This window comes from Mangrovibrevibacter kandeliae (genome assembly GCF_024519155.1).
Classification (GTDB): domain Bacteria; phylum Pseudomonadota; class Alphaproteobacteria; order Rhizobiales; family Rhizobiaceae; genus Mangrovibrevibacter; species Mangrovibrevibacter kandeliae.
Map to the genome: position 1 here is coordinate 225,274 of NZ_JANIFJ010000003.1, position 15,418 is coordinate 240,691.

The following is a 15,418-nucleotide window of genomic DNA, read 5'->3' on the forward strand; positions in this document are numbered from 1 at the left end:
AGCCGATCTGCGGTCACCACCGTCACGCGATGGTGCCCGCCTCAGAAGATCCGGATCCGTCAGATGCGCCCCGACGTCGGCACGCGGCGGTGATCGTTCAGGTCGCCTCGGCGAGGGAGACGGGGTGGCCGAGGCGCGACCCTATCGAGGAGCGAGATCCCCGCGCGCCCAGCCGGCCTTCGTCTCCGCGACGAAATCCTCGTAGCGACCGGCCTCGATGGCCGTGCGAATGCCGGCCATCAGAGACTGGTAATATGCGAGGTTCACCCAGCTGAGCAGCATGGCGCCGAGCGCCTCGCCGGAGCGGACGAGGTGGTGCAGGTAGGCCCGTGAGTAGTCGCGGGCCGCCGGGCAGTCCGACGTCTCGTCGAGCGGGCGCGGATCTTCGGCGTGACGCGCGTTCTTCAGGTTGATGCGGCCGTAGCGGCTGAAGGCGAGGCCGTGCCGGCCGGAGCGGGTCGGCATCACGCAGTCGAACATGTCGATCCCGCGCCGCACCGCCTCGAGGATGTCGTCCGGCGTGCCGACGCCCATCAGGTAGCGCGGCTTCTCCGTCGGCAGGGCCGGCAGCGTCTCGTCGAGGACGGCGAGCATGACGTGCTGCGGCTCGCCGACCGCGAGGCCGCCGACCGCATAGCCCTTCATGTCCATCGCGGCGAGCCGTTCGGCGGAGCGAATCCTGAGGTCCGGCTGGTCGCCGCCCTGCACGATCGGAAACATCGCCTTGCCCGGCTGGTCGCCGAAGGCGGTGGCGCAGCGCTCGGCCCAGCGCAGCGACAGCTCCATCGCCCGCTCCATCTCCGAGCGCTCGGCCGGCAGTGCGATACACTCGTCGAGCTGCATCTGGATGTCCGAGCCGAGCAAGCCCTGGATCTCGATCGAGCGCTCGGGCGTCATCGAATAGGCCTGCCCGTCGATGTGCGAACGGAAGGTGACGCCGGTCTCGTCGAGCTTGCGCAGGCTCGACAGCGACATCACCTGAAAGCCTCCGGAGTCGGTCAGGATCGGGTGCGGCCAGCGGATCAGCTGGTGCAGGCCGCCGAGCCGCGCCACCCGTTCGGCACCCGGCCGCAGCATCAGGTGATAGGTGTTGCCGAGGATGATGTCGGAGCCGAGCGCGCGCACCTGGTCGAGATACATCGCCTTGACCGTGCCGACGGTGCCGACCGGCATGAAGGCTGGCGTACGGATCTCGCCGCGCGGCATCGACACCGTGCCACGCCGGGCCCGACCATCGGTGGCCGAAAGCTTGAACTCGAAGCTCTCGGACATCAGGTCGCGCGCTCCAGCAGCGATGCGTCGCCATAGGAGTAGAAGCGGTAGCCCGTCGCGATCGCATGAGCATAAGCCGCCTTCATCCGGTCGAGACCGGAAAAGGCGGCGACGAGCATGAACAGCGTCGAGCGCGGCAGGTGGAAGTTGGTCATCAGGAGGTCCGTGGCGCGGAAGCGGTAGCCCGGCGTGATGAAGATCTCCGTCGGGCCCGAAAAGGGGTGCAGCCGGCCCGCCTCGTCGGCGGCGCTCTCCAGGAGGCGCAGCGACGTCGTGCCGACGGCGACGAGGCGTCCGCCCGCCGCCCGCGCGGCGTTCAGCCGTTCGGCCACGTCGGGCGTCAGGGTGCCGAGTTCGGCGTGCATCTTGTGCTCGCCGGTCTCCTCGACCTTCACCGGCAGGAAGGTGCCGGCGCCGACATGCAGCGTCAGGAAGGCAGTGTCCACACCCCGCGCGGCCAGCGTGGCCAGGAGCGCCGGCGTGAAATGCAGCCCGGCGGTGGGCGCAGCGACCGCTCCGTTCTCGCGGGCATAGATCGTCTGGTAGTCGGCCCGGTCCTGGTCGTCGATGGCCCGTTTGGAGGCGATGTAGGGCGGCAGCGGGATCAGGCCGACATCGGCCAGCGCGGCGTCGAGGTCGGGCCCGGCACGGTCGAAGGCGAGCAGCGCATCGCCGCCCTCGCCCTTCTCCACCACCGTCGCCGCGAGCACCGTGTCGCCATCGCCGAACAGGATCGTCTCGCCGGCGGCGGCGCGCTTGCCCGGCTTCAGGAAGGCGTGCCAGCGGTCGGGCGCGGCGCGCAGGTGCAGCGTCGCCTCGATATGCGCCTCGGCCTCGCCGCGCCGGCGGCGGCCGAAGAGCCGCGCGGGAATGACCCGCGTGTCGTTGAAGACGAGGACGTCGCCGGGCCGCAGGAGGCCCGGCAAGTCGCCGACGTGGCGGTCGGCGAGGTCGCCGGCCGCCGGCACTTGCAGAAGCCGTGCCGCTTCGCGCGGCACGGCCGGTCTCAGTGCGATCCGATCCTCCGGCAGGTCGAAGTCGAAGAGATCGACGCGCATCCGAACCGGTCGGCTTAGGCGACGTCCGCGGCGACGCGCATCGTCGTGATCGAATCGGGGTCGCGCACCGGCTCGCCCTTCTTGATCTGGTCGACCGCATCCATGCCCTCGATCACCTCGCCCCAGACCGAGTACTGCTTGTCCAGCCACGGGGCGCGGTCGAAGCAGATGAAGAACTGGGAATTCGCCGAATCGGGGCTTGCGGCACGAGCGGCCGAGACGGTGCCGCGCTTGTGCGGCTCGGCGGAGAACTCGGCCTTGAGGTTCGGCTTCTCCGAGCCGCCCATGCCGGTGCCCGTCGGATCACCCGTCTGGGCCATGAAGCCGTCGATGACGCGGTGGAAGACGACGCCATCGTAGAAGCCTTCGCGCGCGAGCTCCTTGATCCGGGCGACGTGGTTCGGCGCGAGGTCGGGGCGCAGCTTGATCACCACGGTGCCCTTGGTCGTCTCGAGGATCAGCGTGTCTTCTGGGTTCTCGTAGGCCACGGCCGTCTCCCTTTCGTGTTCGGTGTCTGTAGAAATACAAAGTCCGGGCGGCGGGCCCGGACCGTTGTCGCGCCTCAACTGGCATCACCGCGGCACGGGCGCAAGGTCCCCGGCGCGCAAGCGCGGTCGCTCAGCCCTTGCTGGAGCCGACGCGCACCGTCAGCATCTTGTCCGGGTCGTCGACGGTGCCGTTCTGGGCGGCGTCGCCCTTCTTGATCTTGTCGACCACATCCATGCCCTTCGACACTTGGCCGACCACCGTGTACTGGCCGTTCAGGAAGCTGCCGTCGTCGAACATGATGAAGAACTGCGAGTTCGCCGAGTTCGGGTTCTGCGAGCGGGCCATGCCGACGGTGCCGCGCTTGAACGGCTCCTTGGAGAACTCCGCCTTCAGGTCGGGTTTGTCCGAGCCGCCCATGCCGGCCATGCTCGGATCGAAGTCCGGGCCGCCCTCCTTGCCGAACTTCACGTCGCCGGTCTGGGCCATGAAGCCGTCGATGACGCGGTGGAAGACGACGCCGTCGTAGGCGTGCTCGCTGGCGAGCTCCTTCAGCCGCTTCACGTGGTTGGGCGCAAGGTCCGGGCGCAGCGCGATGTCGATCTCGCCCTTGTCGGTCGTGATCACCAGCGTGTTGTCCGGATCCGCCGCAACGGCAGGCACGGTGAGCGCGGCGAACGCAAGCGCCGCAGCCAGACCGATCGTCTTGAACATCGAGTTACTCCTCTTGCGCGCGCTTCGCTGCGCGCTCCCGGTAGGCCGCCAGCACGGCCGGCGGAACGAAGGCGGAGATGTCGCCTCCCATTGCGGCGATCTGGCGAACCAATGTGGCGGTTATGGGCCTGACGGCGGGGCTTGCCGGCAGAAACACCGTGGCGAGCGCGGGTGCCATGACGCCGTTCATGCCCGCCATCTGCATCTCGTAGTCGAAGTCGGTACCATCGCGCAGTCCGCGCACCATCGTCTGCGCACCGGCGGCGTGCGCCGCGTCCACGGCAAGGCCGTCGAAGGCGACGACGTCGATCCGCGACACCTCGCCTGGCATCGCCTCGCCCGCCGCCTGACGGAGCATGGCTGCGCGCTCGTCGAAGGAGAAGATCGGTTTCTTCCCGGGATGAACCCCGATGCCGACGCTGACACGGTCGAACAGGGCGAGCGCCTGCCGCAGGACCTCGAGATGGCCGAGCGTCGGAGGGTCGAACGAGCCGGAGTAGAAGCCGATGCGCATGGCGCCGGTCTTAGCGGCTCGCGCGCCGCCGCGATAGTCGGCCGGCGTCCAGCCGGATCATCGATGGACAGCGCGGCGTAGGCGATTTTGAGCGGCATCGTAAACGGAGTGCTGCCGCAGCAGGAGCGCGGGCCCGGCGCGCCGGGCTTCGGTCCGCGCAAGGTGAACGGGCGGTGAAGAGACGTGTAGCGCCTTGTTCATCACCGCCGGCTACCAATGGAACCAGACCGGGCGCCTGCCGTTTGGTCCCGCGTAACTTGGAGATGCAAGATGATCTTCGCTCTGTCGCTCACGATGGCCGCGGCGCTCGTCACGGCCACGGCGATCTCGCTGCACAACGACGCTGAGCAGGCCCGGGCGAAGGCGGTCATCCGCAAGACCCGCATCATGTGAGGCGGCGGGCGCCCTGCCCGCCTCCGGTTCACCCGAGCGTTCCGACACCAGACCTGAGCGACCGCAATCTGCGACCGGTTACGCGGCGGCGAGCCTTCACTCTCCGCCCTGTTCTGGCGCGTCGGCGCCCCGGTCCGGTCCCTCGCCTGACGTATCCGCTGACCCGGCCTCGGCATCCTCCTCGGCCGTCGCGACCTCGTCCGCGCCTTGATCCGGGATGCGTTCCACCGATACGACCCGTTCCCTGTCAGCCGTGCTGAAGATCGTGACGCCGCGCGTTGCGCGTCCGGAGATGCGGATCTGTCCGACGGGGACGCGGATCAGCTGGCCGCGATCGGAAACCAGCAGAAGCTGGTCGCCGTCTTCCACCGGAAAACCGGCGACCAGCCGGCCGATGTCGCTCATCTTCGACAGGTCGGTGGCCCGGATCCCCTTGCCGCCGCGACCGATGGTGCGGAAGTCGTAGGACGAGGACCGCTTGCCGTAGCCGAACTCGCTGACCGTCAGCACGAACTCCTCATGCGCGCTGAGGTAGGCGTAACGCTCCTGGCTGATCGCCACGTCCTCGACGCCCTCTTCCTCGACCACCGTATCGGCCGCCGCCTCGCCTTCCACCGCACGGCGCAGCTTCAGGTAGGAGGCACGTTCCGCCGGCGTCGAATCGACGTGGCGCAGGATCGCCATCGAGATCAGCCGGTCGCCCTCGTTGAGCGCCATGCCGCGCACGCCGACCGAGTTGCGGCCGGCGAAGACACGCACGTCCGTCACGGGGAAGCGGATACAGTAGCCGGAGTCGGCGGTCAGCAGGACGTCGTCATGCTCAGAGCAGGTCGCGACCGCGAGGATCTCGTCGCCGGCCTCGTCCAGCTTCATGGCGATCTTGCCGTTGCGATTCACCTGCACGAAGTCGGACAGCTTGTTGCGCCGGACAGTGCCGCGGGTGGTCGCGAACATCACGTTCAATTCCTCGGCCGCCGCCTCGTCGTTCGGCAGCGGCAGGATCGAGGTGATGCGCTCGTCCTTCTCGAGCGGCAAAAGGTTGACCAGCGCCTTGCCGCGCGACTGCGCGGTCGCGAGCGGCAGCCGCCAGACCTTTTCCTTGTAGACGATGCCGCGCGAGGAGAAGAACAGCACCGGCGTGTGGGTGTTGGCCACGAACAGCCGGGTGACCGAATCCTCGTCGCTCTTCAGGCTCATGCCGGAGCGGCCCTTGCCGCCGCGGCGCTGGGATCGATACGTGGTGAGCGGCACGCGCTTGATGTAGCCGGCATGGCTGACGGTGACGACCATGTCCTCGCGGGGGATCAGGTCCTCGTCGTCGAGATCGGCCGCGCCCTCGGACAGCTCGGTGCGGCGCGGCGTCGCGAATTCATCGCGGATCGCCGTCAGCTCGGCCTTGATGATCTCCCGCACGCGGATGCGCGAGGACAGGATGTCGAGGTAGTCCTTGATCTCCTCGCCGATCTTGTTCAGTTCGTCGGCGATCTCGTCGCGGCCGAGCGCGGTGAGGCGCTGCAGGCGCAGGTCGAGGATCGCGCGGGCCTGCGCCTCTGACAGGCGATAGGTGCCGTCCTCGGCGATCTTGTGCCGCGGGTCGTCGATCAGCCGGATCAGCGGCTCGATGTCGCGCGCATCCCAGTTGCGCGCCATCAGCCGCTCGCGCGCCGTGGTCGGATCGGGCGCTTCGCGGATCAGCTTGATCACCTCGTCGATGTTGGCGACCGCGATCGCGAGGCCAACGAGCACGTGGGCGCGCTCGCGCGCCTTGCGCAGCAGATACTTGGTGCGCCGGTTCACCACCTCCTCGCGGAACGCGATGAAGGCGGACAGCATGTCGAGGAGGCTCAGCTGCTCCGGCTTGCCGCCGTTCAGCGCCACCATGTTGCAGCCGAAAGAGGTCTGCAGCGGGGTGAAGCGGTAGAGCTGGTTGAGGACGACGTCGGCGGAGGCGTCGCGCTTCAGCTCGATGACGACGCGATAGCCCTCGCGGTCGGACTCGTCGCGGATGTCCGAAATGCCCTCGACGCGCTTGTCGCGCACGAGTTCGGCCATCTTCTCGATCATCGAGGCCTTGTTGACCTGGTACGGCACCTCGGTGACGACGATCGCCTCGCGCTCGCCGCGCATCGGTTCGACATGCACCTTGCCGCGCATCAAAAGCGAGCCGCGGCCGGTGGCGTAGGCCGAGTGGATGCCGGCCCGGCCAAGCACCAGCGCGCCGGTCGGGAAGTCCGGCCCGGGGATGATCTCGATCATCTCGTCGAGGCCGATGCCGGGATTGTCGATCATCGCGACGCAGCCGTCGATGACCTCGCCGAGATTGTGCGGCGGGATGTTGGTCGCCATGCCGACGGCGATGCCGCCCGAGCCGTTGACGAGCAGGTTCGGGAAGCGGGCCGGCAGCACCACCGGCTCCTGCTCGCGGCCGTCGTAGTTGTCCTGGAAGTCGACCGTCTCCTTGTCGATGTCCTCCAGCAGGGGATCGGACACCTTCTCGAGGCGGCACTCGGTGTAACGCATCGCCGCAGGCGGATCGCCGTCGATGGAGCCGAAGTTCCCCTGTCCGTCGATCAGCGGCGAGCGCAGGGAGAAGTCCTGCGCCATGCGCACCAGCGCGTCGTAGATCGAGGCGTCGCCGTGCGGGTGATACTTGCCCATCACCTCGCCGACCACGCCCGCCGACTTGCGGTACGGCCGGTTCCAGACGAGGTTCATCTCCCGCATGGCGTAGAGGATGCGCCGGTGGACCGGCTTCAGACCGTCACGCACGTCGGGCAGCGCGCGACTGACGATCACGCTCATGGCGTAATCGAGATAGGACCGCTGCATCTCCTCGATGATCGAGACCGGTTCCACGCCGGTGGGACGCTCCGGCGGCGGAGCGCCGGGATTGGTGTCGTCTGCCAAGACGTCTCCTCAGCCTGAATCTGCTGCCCGTGCTATAGCGCCTCGGCCGGCGGAGCGCAAATATTGCAGCCCCTCTCAGATGGGTTTTCTCCCTTGCGAAACAAGGGCTTGGACCAGGACGTAAAGAATGGTGGGGATGGCGGCGGCCCCAACGAACGTCGAACTCCGCCGGTCGAGCGCCGGCGGCCGACTCAGGTGGTCCGATGCCGCTCCGCCGGTCAGCTTGCCGCAGCGCGGCTGCGGCCGGTCCGCCGGCGCGTGGTGCGGCGCGGCGCCACCGGCATGAGGCGGATCCGCACGCCGCCGCCCTCGCGACCCTCGACCTCGAACAGCTGGGTGCTGCGCACGAGATCGCTCAGCTTCTTGAACCCGTAGCTCCGTGGGTCGAAATCCGAGGAGAGGTTGAGGAGCTGCTTGCCGAAGCCGCCGAGGTCGACCCAGCCGTCCTCGGTGTCCATCTGCTCCATCACCCGCTTCAGGAGATCGGCCGCCTGCTCCGGCTTGGCAAGCGGCGCGGCGGCGCCCTCCGCCTTGTCCGACACGGCGCGCTCCGGCAGGAGGTTCTCGGTGTAGATGAAGCGGCGGCAGGCCTGGCGGAAGCTTTCCGGCGTCTTCTGCTCGCCGAAGCCGTAGACGTCGATCCCCTGTTCCCGGATGCGCGAGGCAAGTCTCGTGAAGTCGCTGTCGGAGGAGACGAGGCAGAAGCCGTCGAAGCGGCCGGAGTGCATCAGGTCCATCGCGTCGATGACGAGCGTGATGTCGGAGGCGTTCTTGCCGGTGGTATAGGCGAACTGCTGCTGCGGCACGATCGCGTGGCGGGCGAGGATCTCGGCCCAGCTCTTGGAGCGCGAGTTCGAGAAGTCGCCGTAGATTCGCCGCACGCTCGCCTCGCCGATGGTGGCGATCTCCTCGAAGAGCCCGTCGGCGATGCGCGCCGAGGTGTTGTCGGCGTCGATGAGAACCGCGAGCCGCGGCGTGCGGTCGGAGCGGGTGGCGGACATTCGAACTTTCTCCGGCGACTGACGGTGTGGAGGGCGTATCGCGCCGCCTGTACCACAGCCGGGCGCCCTGTTACGCCTGTTATCGCTGAACCGCGGAGAAGCCGATGTTCGATGTGCTGGTCAACGGCTTCGTCACGCTGTTCGTCATCCTCGACCCGCTGGCGCTGGTGCCGCTGTTCCTCGCGCTGACGGCAGGCGCCTCGGTCGCAGAACGCCGTCGCACGGCCCTCCGAGCCTCGATCATCGCCGGCTGCATCCTCGCCCTCTTCGGCCTCGCCGGCCTCGCCGTCCTGTCCGGTCTCGGCATCACGCTCGGCGCCTTCCGCGTCGCCGGCGGCCTGTTCCTGTTCTTCATCGGCTTCGAACTCGTCTTCGAGCGGCGCGGCGAGCGCAAGGCGAAAAGCGCGCAAGGCGCTGCCGAGGAGCCGGAGGCCGACATCGCCGCCTTCCCGCTCGCCATTCCGCTGCTGGCGGGACCCGGCGCGATCTCCGCGACGATCCTCCTCTCGGGCTCGCTTCCGACGCTGGCGGGCAAGGCTGGCCTGCTCCTGGTCATCACCGTTGCGGCCGCGATCTCGTTCGTCGTTCTTGCCGAGGCCCACCGGATCGACCGCTTTCTCGGCCCCACCAGCCGGGCGGTGATTTCACGGCTGCTCGGCGTCCTGCTCGCCGCGCTGGCCGTCCAGTTCATCGCGGATGGGGTCGCTCAGCTGACCGGCAGCAGTGGCCAGATTGTCGCGTCGCACTAGAACCGGAGCCTGATGGCGACAGGCATACGGAGCAGGACATGCGGCAGACCGGCGGCTCACACGGCGGTGGCACGGCGGTCTACGCCGCGATGGGCGCCAATCTCGGCATTGCCGTCACCAAGTTCGGCGCCGCGCTGTTCACCGGCTCGTCGAGCATGCTCGCCGAAGGCATCCATTCGATGGTCGACACCGCCAATCAGGGGTTCCTGCTGCTCGGCATCCACCGCGCCAAGCGCGCGCCGACCGCCGAGCATCCCTTCGGCTACGGCGTCGAGATCTATTTCTGGTCGTTCGTCGTGGCGATCCTGATCTTCGCGCTGGGTGCCGGCTTCTCGATCTATGAAGGGGTCGAACACCTGATGAGCCAGGAGGAGGGCGAGATCACCTCGCCGCTGATCGGTCTCGGCGTCCTCGGCGTCTCCTTCCTGCTCGAAGGCTATTCCTGGTCCGTCGCCTTCCGCGAGTTTCAGTCCACCCGGGCCGGCAAGGGCCTGTGGCAGGACTTCCGCGAAATGAAGGACCCGTCCGTCTTCGTGGTCCTGTTCGAGGACACGGCTGCCTGCCTCGGCATCCTGATTGCTGCCGCCGGGCTCGGCCTTGCCTGGTTCACCGGCAACGTGCAGCTCGACGCCGCGGCCTCGATCGTGATCGGGCTCCTGCTCGGCGTGACGGCCGTGTTCCTGGCCATCGAGACGAAGGGCCTGCTGATCGGCGAGGCCGCCTCGCCCGAGATGGTGGAGGCGATCCGCGCGCGCGTCGCGGCGCGGCCGGAGATCCTCGGCGTGAACGAGATCCGCACGATGCATCGGGGTCCCGCCGACGTCCTTCTGACCATGAGCGTCGACTTCGCCGACGGCGTCCTGTCGCAGGATATCGAGCGGGCGGTCAGCGAGATCGAGGCCCGCGTGAAGGAGCGCTTCCCGATCGTCAAGCGGCTCTACATCGAGGTGCAGTCGCGCGAGGGTCATCGCCGCTTCGCCGACCGCGAGGCTGCGGAGACGGCGGCCGAAGCGTCGGCCTGACCGGCGCGCTAGCGCGTCGCGCCTTCCCACCGCACGACCTATCCCGGGCCCTTCGGGTCGGCTATCCTGTTCGTGTTTCGTCCCAGCCGACTCGCGATGCCCACGCCCCAGAGCTTTTGCCGCGACTGCCTCGCCGAGAACGGCCAGCTCCTGCGCCGCTGCGCGTCGTGCGGCAGCCCGCGGTTGGCGACGCACGACGAACTTTACGCGCTGTCGATCGCCCACCTCGACTGCGACGCCTTCTATGCCGCCGTCGAGAAGCGCGACCGGCCGGCGCTCGCCGACAAGCCGCTGATCATCGGCGGCGGCCATCGCGGCGTCGTCTCGACCGCCTGCTACATCGCCCGCACCTATGGCGTCCGCTCCGCGATGCCGATGTTCAAGGCGCTGAAGCTCTGCCCGGACGCGGTCGTCCTGAAGCCGGACATGGCGAAATACGCGGCGGTCGGGCGTCAGGTGCGCGAGCGGATGCTGGCGGTGACGCCGCTGGTCGAGCCGCTGTCGATCGACGAGGCTTTCCTCGACCTGTCGGGCACCGAACGGCTCCACGGCCGTCCGCCGGCGCGCACCCTCGCTGTCCTCGCCGACGCCGTCGAGCGCGACCTTGGAATCCCGGTCTCGATCGGCCTGTCCCACAACAAGTTCCTCGCCAAGATCGCTTCGGACCTCCAGAAGCCGCGCGGCTTCTCGGTGATCGGGCGCGAGGAGACCGTGCGCTTTCTCGCCGACAAGCCGATCACGATGATCTGGGGCGTCGGCCACAGCTTCGAGCGCACGCTGCAAAGCGACGGCCTGACACGGATCGGCCAATTGCAGGCGATGGAGGAGACCGAACTGATGCGCCGGTACGGCTCGATGGGCCAGCGGCTGTTCCGCCTGTCCCGCGGCATCGACATGCGCACGGTCGAACCGCGGGGCGAGATGAAGAGCATCTCGGCCGAGACCACCTTCAACACCGACCTGTCACGACCCGAGGATCTGGTGCCGGTGCTGCGAGGCTTGAGCGAGAAGGTCGCTCGGCGGCTGAAGGCGACGGACCTGGCGGCAACCGGCATCACCCTGAAGCTGAAAACGACCGACTTCAAGCTGCGCACGCGCAGCCAGAGCCTTGCCGATCCCACCCGGCTCGCCGGCCGCATCTTCGACATCGGACGCCGGCTGCTGGAGAAGGAGCTCGACGGCACGGCCTTCCGGCTGATCGGCATTGGCTGCGCCGGATTCGCCCCGGCCCGCTTCGCCGATCCGCAGGATCTCGTCGATCCCGGTGCGCAGAAGCGCGCCCGGGCGGAGGCAGCGTTCGACGCGCTGCGGGACAAGTTCGGGATGCAAGCGATCGAAACAGGCTTCACCTTCAGAGCGAAGGCGCCACCGGCCCCGGATGCCGACCAGGATGGAAAAAAGCCAAGTCCGTAGCGCTGTCTACGTCGGACTGATCACGTATCGAGAGAGCGTGTTCATCCACACTCTCAGGACACCATACGAACGTCTTCTAGAATATCGTCGCTTGTGCGAAGCTTGTGCCGATCCGCCGGCGGATCACAGCGGCGGACGCGAGCAGGACACTCGACCACCCTGCTCTCCTCCGCCATCCCCCGTCACAGCAGCTCGACGTCGATCACCCCCGGCGCGGCCTTGATGGCGCTCGCCATCTGCGGCGAGACCCGGTAGCGGCCGGGCAGCGCGATCTCGATCTCCCGCTCGCCGTCCTCGCGGATCAGCACCACCGACACCTCGCTGTCGCCGCCCGCCTGCAGCTGACGCTGGAACACCGGCACCGGCCGCGCGTCGCGCAGGAAGACGCGCAGCGCCTTCTGCATTCGCACCGCCTCGTCCTCCAGCGACTGCACGCTCTGCACCCGCAGCGAGACGCCCTCCGGCCGCTCCTCGGCGGCAACCGTGACGATCACCGAGGCGCCGGGCTCGAGCATGTCGCGGTACTGGATCAGCGTCTCGGAGAACATCACCACCTCGTACTGCCCGGAGCCATCCGACATCTGGACGATGCCGATCTTGCCGCCGGTGCGGGTGCGCCGCTCCTGTCTCGACGTGACCGTGCCGGCGAGCCGGGCGGCGCTCGCCCCGCGCTTGACGCTCGCAACCACCTCGGCGTGGCTCTGCACCCGAAGCCGCTTCAGCGCCTGCCGGTACTCGTCGAGCGGATGGGCCGAGAGGTAGAAGCCGATGGCCTGGTGCTCGCGCAAAAGCTTCTCGGACGCGGTCCAGAGCGGCGCCTCGACGAGGTGCAGCCGCTCCGGCTCGCCGCCCGAGGAGCCGAACATGTCGTGCTGGCCGCTGGTGCGGCCTTCGTGCACGCGCAGCGCGTAGGACGCCATGCGCTCGATGTTGGCGATCAGGCGCGCGCGATCCTGCCCGAAGCAGTCGAGCGCGCCGGCGGTGATCAGGCTTTCGAGCGTGCGCTTGTTGACGATCTTCGGGTCGATCCGGGCGCAGAAGTCTTCGAGGCTGCGGAAGGGCGCGGCTCCGCGCTGTTCGACGATGTGCTCCACCGCCTGCTCGCCGACTCCCTTGATCGCCGCGAGCGCGTAGAAGATCCTGCCGTCGCCGACCTCGAAGGCCTTGTGCGAGGTCTGCACCGAGGGCGGCACGACGGTGATGCCGAGCCGCTGCGCCTCGCCGCGGAAGTCGTTCAGCTTGTCGGTGTTGCCGGTGTCGAGCGTCATCGACGCGGCGAGGAACTCGACCGGATGGTTCGCCTTCAGATAGGCGGTCTGGTAGGCGACGAGGGCGTAGCAGGCGGCGTGCGACTTGTTGAAGCCGTAGTCGGCGAACTTGGCGAGCAGGTCGAAGATCATGTTCGCCTGCGGCTTTTCGAGGCCGTTCTTCACCGCGCCCTCGACGAAGCGAACCCGCTGCTTGTCCATCTCCGCACGGATCTTCTTGCCCATTGCGCGGCGCAGCAGGTCGGCCTCCCCGAGCGAATAGCCGGACAGGACCTGGGCGATCTGCATCACCTGCTCCTGATAGATGATGACGCCTTGCGTCTCCTTCAGGATCGGCTCGATCATCGGGTGGAGATAGTCGGGCGTCTCCTCGCCGTGCTTGCGGGCGTTGTAGGTCGGGATGTTCTCCATCGGACCGGGGCGGTACAGCGCCACCAGCGCGATGATGTCCTCGAGGCAGTCCGGGCGCATGCCGATCAGCGCCTTGCGCATGCCCGCCGATTCCACCTGGAACACGCCGACGGTCTCGCCGCGCGTCATCATCGCGTAGCTCTTCTCGTCGTCGAGCGGGATCGAGGAGAGGTCGATCACCTCGCCCTTGCGTGCGATCAGGTTCACCGCCGTCTGCAGCACCGTGAGGGTCTTCAGGCCAAGGAAGTCGAACTTCACCAGGCCCGCCTGCTCGACCCACTTCATGTTGTACTGCGTCACCGGCATGTCGGAGCGCGGGTCGCGATACATCGGCACCAGGCGGTGCAGCGGCCGGTCGCCGATCACGATGCCGGCGGCGTGGGTCGAGGCGTGCCGGTAGAGCCCCTCGAGCTTCAGCGCGATCGAGATCAGCCGGTCGACGATCTCCTCCTTCTCGCGCGCCTCCTTCAGGCGCGGCTCCTCCTCCAGCGCCTGGGCAAGCGTCACCGGGTTGGCCGGGTTCTGCGGCACCAGCTTGCAGAGCTTGTCGACATGGCCGTAGCTCATCTCCAGCACCCGCCCGACGTCGCGCAGCACGGCGCGCGCCTGCAGCGTCCCGAAGGTGATGATCTGGCCGACCTGCTCGCGCCCGTACTTCTCCTGCACGTAGCGGATCACCTCGCCCCGCCGGTCCTGGCAGAAGTCGATGTCGAAGTCCGGCATCGAGACGCGCTCGGGGTTGAGGAAGCGCTCGAACAGCAGCGAGAAGCGCAACGGGTCGAGATCTGTGATCGTCAGCGAATAGGCGACGAGCGAGCCGGCACCCGAGCCGCGCCCGGGCCCGACCGGGATCGAATGGCTCTTGGCCCACTTGATGAAGTCCGACACGATCAGGAAGTAGCCGGGAAACCTCATCCGCTCGATGATGCCGAGCTCGAAGTCGAGCCGCTCGCGGTAGGCGGCCTCGTCGACGCCTGGCGCGGTGCCGTGCGCGGCGAGACGGTGTTCCAGCCCCTCCACGGCCTGCCGCCGCAGTTCGGCGGCCTCGACCCTCTCGGCCTCCTCCGGATCGGCGTCCGCTCCGGCGAAGCGCGGCAGGATGGGCTTGCGGGTCTGCGGCCGGAAGGCGCAGCGCCGCGCGATCTCGAGCGTGTTCTCCAGCGCCTCCGGCAGGTCGGCGAACAGCACCGCCATCTCCGCCTGCGACTTGAGGCAGTGGTCGCGCGACAGGCGGCGGCGGTCCTCCTGGCTGACCAGCTTGTTGGAAGCGACGGCGATCAGCGCGTCATGCGCGTCGAAATCCTCCGCGCAGAAGAAGAAGGGTTCGTTGGTCGCCACCAGCGGCAGGTCGAGCGCGTAGGCGAGCTCGATCATCTCGGCCTCGACCCTGCGGGACCGGCGCTCCTGGCGCTGGATCTCGACATAGAGCCGGTCGCCGAACAGCCCGGCCAGCCGCTCCAGCCGCTCCCGCGCCAGAGCGCCGCGTCCGGACGCCAGCGCCGTGCCGATCGGTCCGTTCGGCCCGCCGGTCAGCGCGATGATGCCCTCCGCCCGTGCCTCAAGCCACTCGAACAGGACGTGCGGGCGCGCGTTGCCGTCGTGCTGCAGGTAGGCGAAGGAGACGATCTCGACGAGATTGGCATAGCCAGCCTCGTCCTTGGCGATCAGCACCATCGTCGGGTGCGCGGCGGGCAGACGCTCGCGACTGTCGCCGGTCTCCTCGTCGCCGAAGGCGACCTCCAGCTGGCACCCCACGATGGGCTGGATGCCCGCCTTCGCCGCCTTCTCGGAAAACTCGAGCGCGCCGAAGAGATTGCTGGTGTCGGCGATGCCGATCGCCGGCGCGCCGTCGGCCTTGGCATGCTTGACGATCTGGTCGATCCGCAGCGCGCCCTCGAGGAGCGAAAAGGCGCTGTGCACCCGCAGGTGAACAAACTTCGGAGCGGGTGCGGCGACGGCAGTCGTCTCGATGGCTGCGCTCATGTCCGTGCTCCTGCTCGACCAAGCGGCACCGGCTTGGCCTGAGCGACCGGCAACCTGCAAGCGACGTTCCTAGCAGAGTCGCCGTGGCAGCACCGGGGTGATTCCCGCTTTCAACAGGCGATGCCCGTATCCCTTTCACAAGGCGACAGCGAGCACCGAAAAGCTGGCGACGAAGAGCGAGATCGCAACAAAAGCGGCAAGGTCCTGAACGAAGGTGTGCATGATGG

The 15,418-nt window shown here is 68.1% G+C and carries 12 protein-coding genes; 4 read left to right on the forward strand and 8 right to left on the reverse strand.

All coding sequences use genetic code 11. The features are described 5' to 3' along the window. Positions 1-141 precede the first annotated feature (141 nt). The 5 genes from tgt to coaD form a co-directional block, all read right to left on the reverse strand. Positions 142-1,272, reverse strand: a complete 1,131-nt coding sequence (tgt, locus tag NPA30_RS10665) for a tRNA guanosine(34) transglycosylase Tgt (protein WP_256802652.1) — start codon at positions 1,270-1,272, stop codon at positions 142-144. Further along, complete coding sequence (queA, locus tag NPA30_RS10670) at positions 1,272-2,330, reverse strand: tRNA preQ1(34) S-adenosylmethionine ribosyltransferase-isomerase QueA (RefSeq protein ID WP_256802653.1); 1,059 nt, start codon at positions 2,328-2,330, stop codon at positions 1,272-1,274. Before queA ends, tgt begins: the two co-directional genes overlap by 1 nt. Before the next feature lie 14 nt (positions 2,331-2,344). Beyond that, a complete protein-coding gene (locus NPA30_RS10675; RefSeq protein WP_256802654.1) occupies positions 2,345-2,818 on the reverse strand; it encodes a peptidylprolyl isomerase in 474 nt (157 codons plus the stop codon). Between the two features lie 130 nt (positions 2,819-2,948). After that, a complete protein-coding gene (locus tag NPA30_RS10680; protein ID WP_256802655.1) occupies positions 2,949-3,530 on the reverse strand; it encodes a peptidylprolyl isomerase in 582 nt (193 codons plus the stop codon). 4 nt (positions 3,531-3,534) lie between these two features. After that, positions 3,535-4,044, reverse strand: coding sequence for a pantetheine-phosphate adenylyltransferase (gene coaD / locus NPA30_RS10685; protein WP_256802656.1), 510 nt, complete (start codon positions 4,042-4,044; stop codon positions 3,535-3,537). A 270-nt stretch (positions 4,045-4,314) separates the two neighbouring features. On the opposite strand from coaD, the gene NPA30_RS10690 reads away from it, so the two are divergent. Continuing rightward, a complete protein-coding gene (locus NPA30_RS10690; protein WP_256802657.1) occupies positions 4,315-4,437 on the forward strand; it encodes a hypothetical protein in 123 nt (40 codons plus the stop codon). 96 nt (positions 4,438-4,533) lie between these two features. Here NPA30_RS10690 and gyrA read toward each other — a convergent pair whose 3' ends face one another. Together gyrA and NPA30_RS10700 are read right to left on the reverse strand one after the other, a co-directional pair. Beyond that, on the reverse strand, positions 4,534-7,344 hold the full coding sequence (gyrA, locus tag NPA30_RS10695) for a DNA gyrase subunit A (RefSeq protein ID WP_256802658.1): 2,811 nt from the start codon (positions 7,342-7,344) through the stop codon (positions 4,534-4,536). 218 nt (positions 7,345-7,562) lie between these two features. Continuing rightward, entirely contained in the window at positions 7,563-8,345 is a 783-nt protein-coding gene (locus NPA30_RS10700) for an NYN domain-containing protein (RefSeq protein WP_256802659.1), read from the reverse strand. 104 nt (positions 8,346-8,449) lie between these two features. Between NPA30_RS10700 and NPA30_RS10705 the strand changes: the two genes are divergently transcribed. The 3 genes from NPA30_RS10705 (at position 8,450) to NPA30_RS10715 (ending at position 11,529) form a co-directional block, all read left to right on the forward strand. After that, entirely contained in the window at positions 8,450-9,094 is a 645-nt protein-coding gene (locus tag NPA30_RS10705; protein WP_256802660.1) for a MarC family protein, read from the forward strand. Positions 9,095-9,132: 38 nt separating this feature from the next. Further along, complete coding sequence (locus NPA30_RS10710; RefSeq protein WP_256802661.1) at positions 9,133-10,116, forward strand: cation diffusion facilitator family transporter; 984 nt, start codon at positions 9,133-9,135, stop codon at positions 10,114-10,116. 96 nt (positions 10,117-10,212) lie between these two features. Continuing rightward, the gene (locus NPA30_RS10715) at positions 10,213-11,529 is read left to right on the forward strand and encodes a DNA polymerase IV (protein ID WP_256802662.1); all 1,317 of its coding nucleotides are present in this window, start codon (positions 10,213-10,215) and stop codon (positions 11,527-11,529) included. Between the two features lie 182 nt (positions 11,530-11,711). On the opposite strand, the gene dnaE is transcribed toward NPA30_RS10715, so the two are convergent. Then, positions 11,712-15,191, reverse strand: coding sequence for a DNA polymerase III subunit alpha (gene dnaE / locus NPA30_RS10720; protein WP_256802663.1), 3,480 nt, complete (start codon positions 15,189-15,191; stop codon positions 11,712-11,714). Positions 15,192-15,418 lie beyond the last annotated feature (227 nt).

Bases quoted from the DNA above. Each gene is read 5' to 3' on its own strand.
- tgt (WP_256802652.1), bottom strand. From the start codon at position 1,272: ATGTCCGAGAGCTTCGAGTTCAAGCTTTCGGCCACCGATGGTCGGGCC.
- queA (WP_256802653.1), bottom strand. From the start codon at position 2,330: ATGCGCGTCGATCTCTTCGACTTCGACCTGCCGGAGGATCGGATCGCA.
- NPA30_RS10680 (WP_256802655.1), bottom strand. From the start codon at position 3,530: ATGTTCAAGACGATCGGTCTGGCTGCGGCGCTTGCGTTCGCCGCGCTC.
- coaD (WP_256802656.1), bottom strand. From the start codon at position 4,044: ATGCGCATCGGCTTCTACTCCGGCTCGTTCGACCCTCCGACGCTCGGC.
- NPA30_RS10690 (WP_256802657.1), top strand. From the start codon at position 4,315: ATGATCTTCGCTCTGTCGCTCACGATGGCCGCGGCGCTCGTCACGGCC.
- NPA30_RS10700 (WP_256802659.1), bottom strand. From the start codon at position 8,345: ATGTCCGCCACCCGCTCCGACCGCACGCCGCGGCTCGCGGTTCTCATC.
- NPA30_RS10705 (WP_256802660.1), top strand. From the start codon at position 8,450: ATGTTCGATGTGCTGGTCAACGGCTTCGTCACGCTGTTCGTCATCCTC.
- NPA30_RS10710 (WP_256802661.1), top strand. From the start codon at position 9,133: ATGCGGCAGACCGGCGGCTCACACGGCGGTGGCACGGCGGTCTACGCC.
- NPA30_RS10715 (WP_256802662.1), top strand. From the start codon at position 10,213: ATGCCCACGCCCCAGAGCTTTTGCCGCGACTGCCTCGCCGAGAACGGC.
- dnaE (WP_256802663.1), bottom strand. From the start codon at position 15,191: ATGAGCGCAGCCATCGAGACGACTGCCGTCGCCGCACCCGCTCCGAAG.